Origin of the sequence: Lysinibacillus sp. fls2-241-R2A-57 (assembly GCF_030209535.1) — a bacterium.
Lineage (GTDB): Bacteria > Bacillota > Bacilli > Bacillales_A > Planococcaceae > Lysinibacillus.
Window position 1 is genome coordinate 1 of sequence record NZ_JARVRU010000160.1, and the last position, 6194, is coordinate 6194.

At 34.8% G+C, this 6194-nt stretch carries 7 protein-coding genes and 1 riboswitch; of the genes, 4 read left to right on the forward strand and 3 right to left on the reverse strand.

Going from position 1 to position 6194, the window contains the following annotated elements:
- Positions 1 to 257: 257 nt before the first annotated feature.
- Positions 258 to 809, reverse strand: coding sequence for an SMI1/KNR4 family protein (locus tag QRN68_RS21485; protein ID WP_285399070.1), 552 nt, complete (start codon positions 807 to 809; stop codon positions 258 to 260).
- A 158-nt stretch (positions 810 to 967) separates the two neighbouring features.
- On the opposite strand from QRN68_RS21485, the gene QRN68_RS21490 reads away from it, so the two are divergent.
- Positions 968 to 1384 (forward strand): YuzC family spore coat inner layer protein, encoded by a 417-nt coding sequence (locus QRN68_RS21490; RefSeq protein ID WP_285399072.1) that lies wholly within the window; start codon positions 968 to 970, stop codon positions 1382 to 1384.
- A 303-nt stretch (positions 1385 to 1687) separates the two neighbouring features.
- Positions 1688 to 1791: riboswitch (SAM riboswitch) on the forward strand.
- A gap of 117 nt (positions 1792 to 1908) precedes the next feature.
- Positions 1909 to 2646, forward strand: a complete 738-nt coding sequence (locus QRN68_RS21495; protein ID WP_285399073.1) for a cyclase family protein — start codon at positions 1909 to 1911, stop codon at positions 2644 to 2646.
- A gap of 52 nt (positions 2647 to 2698) precedes the next feature.
- Here QRN68_RS21495 and QRN68_RS21500 read toward each other — a convergent pair whose 3' ends face one another.
- Together QRN68_RS21500 and QRN68_RS21505 are read right to left on the reverse strand one after the other, a co-directional pair.
- Positions 2699 to 3295 carry a DedA family protein gene (locus QRN68_RS21500; RefSeq protein ID WP_285399075.1) on the reverse strand — a complete coding sequence of 199 codons (597 nt, stop codon included), beginning with the start codon at positions 3293 to 3295 and terminating at the stop codon, positions 2699 to 2701.
- Between the two features lie 144 nt (positions 3296 to 3439).
- Positions 3440 to 4216 carry a Cof-type HAD-IIB family hydrolase gene (locus QRN68_RS21505; RefSeq protein ID WP_285399076.1) on the reverse strand — a complete coding sequence of 259 codons (777 nt, stop codon included), beginning with the start codon at positions 4214 to 4216 and terminating at the stop codon, positions 3440 to 3442.
- A 782-nt stretch (positions 4217 to 4998) separates the two neighbouring features.
- Here QRN68_RS21505 and QRN68_RS21510 point away from each other — a divergent pair.
- Together QRN68_RS21510 and QRN68_RS21515 are read left to right on the forward strand one after the other, a co-directional pair.
- On the forward strand, positions 4999 to 5694 hold the full coding sequence (locus QRN68_RS21510; protein ID WP_285399077.1) for a DUF2225 domain-containing protein: 696 nt from the start codon (positions 4999 to 5001) through the stop codon (positions 5692 to 5694).
- A 23-nt stretch (positions 5695 to 5717) separates the two neighbouring features.
- Entirely contained in the window at positions 5718 to 6071 is a 354-nt protein-coding gene (locus tag QRN68_RS21515; protein WP_285399079.1) for a hypothetical protein, read from the forward strand.
- Positions 6072 to 6194 lie beyond the last annotated feature (123 nt).

Sequence of the window (6194 nt, forward strand, 5' to 3'; positions counted from 1 at the left end):
AAATCTGAAAACTGTTTCGATAAACTCTCAATGCGAACAGAGATACTGTATTTTTTAACATGTTCCGATAAATAGATGAAACATTCCGATAAAATCTGAAATTGTTCCGATAAATCGCGAAATTGTTCCGATAAATCTCTCATCCGCGGTTTGTCGCTACCGCTCCACTTTCGTCGCAGAGAACTTGTCGCTGTCGTTACGCTTCGCTCCACTTTCGCTGCAGAAAAATGAGGTTTTGTCCCGCCTCTTCCTTTTTGCTATTTATTATATTCAAGGAAAGTAGCGTCAAAATATGCCTTAAAATTTGGATACAGATAGTCTAATGACGCTTTAATATCGGCATCATCATCAAATAAAATTTCATGTTCAATTTCATATATTGCACAATTTTCTTCATCTGCAATGTCATTTAAATCAATGCAAATTATTTTGCCGTACTCTTCATCCCATGAAAATGGGAGATATCCCGAACTACATAACGATGGATTATACATATCTCTAACGTTATTTAAAGGCTCTTCAATACTTTGTTCGGGTATGACATCAAAATAATGATGATACGTTGAAATAAAGGCTTTATACCATTCAGGAAATTTAAGTCCAAACTCTTTTTCTAAAGCTTGAATATCATCTTCGCTTACTATAGAAGGGACCATCTTCCATCTTGACCATTCTTCATCAGTATCCGCTAATTTCATCTCATCAGGAACATCTGGACGCATCCATCTGCAAAATCCATCTTCCGAAATCTGATTATAGCGCTCGTAGTAAACTTCAAAACCATTTTTTATGTATTCACGAACATCCATCTTGATAACTCCTTCTGTGAATAAATTGGATGAACTAATGGCTTCCGATTGGGTCATCGCACCACTTGCTCCCCTTTTGCCAAGCATCAACCATTAACACCGAAAGTCTTTGTTGTACATAAGATAAGGTATCAACTATAGGATAGGAGGAATTTTAGTTGTATTACAATCCTTATCCGTATTTTGTCTATCCTAATTATTATCCAACATGGGCATGGGCAATGGCAAATCAACCAGCCACACTCCAACCTTCTAGACATTTAGTGATGCCTACAAACTCAACAAATCGTAGCCCATTTCCAACCATCAATATAACTAAATTAAAGTCTTCTGCGAAACGGATCAAAGCTATTATGCAGCAAGCACAATTACTGACGGATAAAATTGATGAATCAGAGCAATTTGCACATGATCTTATGGACGCGGCACAGTTGTCAAATAAAACAGAGGTTGAAAAATTAATTGCATCAACAGGCATTACCATAAAATTCGAAACTAACTATACACCAGATGGAATTCGAATAATATTTACTGATAGCGACTGTTGTAAGCTAACCGTAAATTTGAGTTGGTGAAATTCAACTAATGAGTGGGATCTATGTATTGTCTATTTAAACCTAGCGATTGAGATTCAACAACGAGGCTTTTCTCATATGTGAAACGGGATTTTAATCTAAATACAAAGGCTACCCCTATGTTTACGTATGATGTATGTAATCGTATTATCTATTTAAATATAGGCAAACAATATTTGCAGCAATAGCAAAATTATTAATTCTGGAAAATCTTTTAACCATGCATCCCTATTGAACTTGTAAACTATAAATAAATATGCTAAAGTATTCGTAATATATTTCTGAAAATTCTTATATTATCTTTTCTTATCAAGAGAGACGGAGGGATTGGCCCTATGATGTCTCAGCAACCAGCCTATAGGTATGGTGCTAATTCCAATTGGCGAAATCGGCCTTGAAGATGAGAAGACTTACTAAGTTGCTTTGCACAAGAGTCCTCTTCTACAAGGAGGGCTCTTTTTTATTGCCGCTAGTAAGTAAAGTCTAAGCACCCAAAAATAATTAAAAGAAAGCAGGAAAATATTATGGCAAATGAACTTTTACAAGCAATTCAACTATTAAAATCTAAAGAATGGGTTGATTTAACACATACATTTGGTCCTAATTCGCCTCATTTCTTTATGTTTGATGATGCAAAATTTGAAACATTATTTTCCCATGATGATGGCTTCTTTGCGCAGCAATTCTCTTTCCCTGGGCAATATGGAACACATATCGATCCACCTATCCATTTTGTGCGAGATACACGCTATTTAGATGAATTGGCGTTAAAAGAACTAGTCCTACCACTAATCGTTATTGATAAATCTAAGGAAGCCGAATTGAATAACGACTACACATTAAGTATCCAAGATATTCTTGACTTTGAGGCTGAATATGGAGAAATTGAAGCAGGTACCTTTGTTGCGCTTCGTACTGATTGGAGTAAGCGTTGGCCAGATAAGGAGGCTTTCAGTAGCAAAGATGCTGATGGTCATAATCATATTCCTGGCTGGGGTTTAGAAGCGTTACAATTTTTATTCAACGAACGAAAAATAAGTGCTATTGGTCACGAAACTTTTGATACAGATTCAGCAGCTGATTTTCGCAAAAACAGTAAGCTAGACGGCGAATATTTTGTACTTGAACAAGATACTTACCAAATTGAGCTTATGACAAATTTGGATAAGCTACCTCCAAAAGGTGCTGCTATATTCAATATTGTACCAAAGCCTGAAAAAGCCTCTGGATTCCCTGTGCGTTCATTTGCAATATTGCCTTAAATATAACAAAAGGTCTGAATCAAACCATGATAGGTATTGAATCAGACCCTTTTTATTTAGGCGAATTCCTTTTTTTGAAAATAAAATAAACGATCAAAATTATTATGATGAACAATGCTATAAGATACATACTGTAGCGGGATAAATATAACCCAACGTAGCGCCATTTCTCCCCAAGTACTTCTCCTAAAGTAATAAAAGTAAATGTCCATATAACCGCTCCCGTATAAGCAAAGAAAGCAAATTTTTTATAAGGATAATTATTGATAGCCGCAATATATGCTGTTAGATGACGTACACCAGGAATAAAATATCCGATTAATAATAATACTGGTCCTATTTTTGCAAATAATTTTTTAGTAACGTCAATTTTTTGTTCAGTAATATGGATTTTCGGACCGTATTTTTGCAATAAGGGTAGCCCGAATCTATAGCCTATATAGTAGCTCAAGGTAATTCCCCCTGCCGCACCTACCACAGCGCTTATTAGAGCTGGAATATGCGAGAGAGTTTCTCTATAAACGCTATACCCTACATATGTTAAAAATATCTCATCAGGAAGTGGCAGCCCGACAATCCCTCCAACTAGGATAAGAATAATGCCAAAATACCCGTAATGTTCAATAAGAGATTGCACGTGATGCGCCATAAATCCATCCCACCTAACGCATAATGATTTCTTTTAAATGTTAGCTTTATAATAACTCAAAGTAGGTAACATTATGAGTATTATAACTTTCATACAGTTTTCTCTAATGTATAGAGGTTGGTTCATACTATAAATATAGCTCTCTTAAACTAGTATTTGTAGCTCACGTAGAGCATAATCAATACCACCATCTGTTGATTTCTTCGTTATAAAATCAGCGACATTTTTTAATGCTTCACTACCATTGCCCATTGCAATACCGAAGCCAACCTGTTCCAGCATATCGATATCATTATCCCCATCGCCAAAAGCCAGTGCTTCCTTAGGACTCAAATTAAAATAATCTAGTACAGCTTGAACAGCAATCGATTTGGAAACATCATGTTGCAAAACATTTGTAATGTACGGATGCCATCTTTTAAATAATAAATGAGGAAATTGTGAGGCATATCTATTCTCTATATTTTTATCTCCATACAAACACATTAAGTAAACCTCTTGCGTTAAAATATCCTCATTAATAACGGGAAACTCCAGCAAAGATAATGTCTCTTGCATAGCTTTTAATGTCTCTTGTTCTTGGACGTTATTCATCGATAATTGTTCTGTAAAAAACGAGAGACTTTGTTTATTTTCATCAGCAAAAGCCTTAACGGTTTGGACAATTTCTTGTGCAATAGGTATTTTATGGACTACGTGATCTTGATGCTTAACAAACGCACCATTAGCTGTAATAAACGTCTCTATTCCTATGCTTCTTAACTGTTGGCACATTGATAAAGGTCTTCCTGTCGCAGCAACGATACGAATTCCTTTGTTTATTAATTGTTGTACAGCTTCCCTTGTGCTTTCTTCAATACAGCCATCTTCATAATTAACAAGCGTTCCATCTACGTCAAAGAATACAATTTTATAATCCATCGTTAGCTCCTTATCGTTTTATACAATTTTACCAAATATAAGTTCTTTACCATAACGTGTGGTTAATTTCCTTGATAGAAAGAGCTTTTTTTTCGATAAAAGCCCAAATAGTTTCGATAAAATGAGGTTTTGTTTCGATAAAAGCTCAAATAGTTTCGATAAAATGAGGTTTTGTTTCGATAAAAGCCCAAATAGTTTCGATAAAGAGCGATTCTGTTTTGGGGCTCGACACTAAAACATTCACGAAGATTACCTTGATCATTTTGTTTTTCAATACTAAGAAAAGAGTTGTCTCTTGCGCTGAGACAAATTCCTTCTTTTGGTTCTTCAGCAAAAAACGAGAGGGTGATTCCCATTCTGACTAGGGCGTCAGATGAGCCGCTTCGCATTCGAAATCCTTTTTTAGCCAAAAAATTTTACATTAAAAATTGCAAAGAATTCATTCCATCACATATAGTTAATTTTCCCTATATAAGCATTGTAAAACATAAAAACTAACAAGCCATTTAGTTAAACATTTGTACGTAATTTGACAAACTAAAATAAATGTGTAATTTATCTCAACTGCACCGATAAATACTATTACGAATACGGTTCAAAATTTCAAATGACTAAAAAAGTAATAATCATTTTTAATTTTTATAATTCTAAAGGAGTATACCAAAGAACACATAATTGTTAAAATAGTAGATAGTTAATTAAACATATTGAACGATACAACTATCGTATACATAGAACAAAAGAAATAAAAACCTAATTGGATGTAAAGGAGCTGATTCTTAGTGGCATTCAACATTTACTACTATGAAAGTAGTGTGGACTGCAAGTTTTGCAAAAAGCATTTCACCACTTATAAAGTACGTCCTAATCGTTATAAAGTAGTCGAGGAGCAAACAGACTTCATGTCAGTCTATGAAGGTTTAAATCCATTGTTATATGAAGTTGCTGTTTGTCCGCATTGTGGCTATGCCTACCACAAATCTATGACAAGAACTTATGGGCCTTTCATGCTTCTTATTGATGAGCTGTACATTAAGGAACTTCAAAAACCTATGGATATATGTAAGGAACGTACAATCGATGATGCCATTATAAGCTTTAAATTAGCTTATCTTGTATCCAGAGCATCAATGGAAGAATCTCTTCTTATGGCCAATTTCGCACTGAAAATAGCTTGGCTCTATCGCTTAAAAAACGATTATGAATCGGAAATGCGCTACCTCTTTGCGGCTAGAGACTTTTACAGTAAATCTTTTGCCTCCAATCAAGAGGGCGGAGAACGAATTCAATTTTTACATGCTGAATTAAGCCTCCGACTCGGTGATATTACTGAAGCGAAAAAAGGATTCTCTCGATTAATAGCGGACCGAAATGTTTCCAATAAATATCGAAAATTAGCACGTAATCGTTGGGAAAACTATAAATATGACGAGCAGCCTATTAACGTTAATGAAGGTGTAAGCGAAATCATCAATTGAAGTAAACAAGGAGAAGAATAGATATGCAGCTATTTACAAAAAGAATTGATGTGAGAGAAGAAGATATTTTTTCTGATTTACATCATTTTCTACTAAGAAAAAATAATCGCTATTTAACGAACGATGAGGTAGTTGCATTAACAGGTGTTTCATCCGAGCTACTTTATAAATGGGTAAAAGCAGGAAAATTAAAAAAGTCGATCTTTCCTAACTTAGGCGCACCTTGCGAACGATGTGGACAGATTACTCAAGCAAAAATCTGCATTAGCTGCTCATCAACCATCGTTAATACATTAAAGCAAGAGGAAAAAGATCGTGCATGGTTCAACCAAATACAACGAAACAATGTAAGAGCTAGCACATATCACTATAAATAAATAGTAAACATCTCCACAGTGGACTAATTTTGAGTTACGCTTTGGAGATTTTTTTATTTTCATAAAAAGCTCATCACCAAAAGTTGTGGATGACATTTGTTAAAACGTATGCCATGTATATAG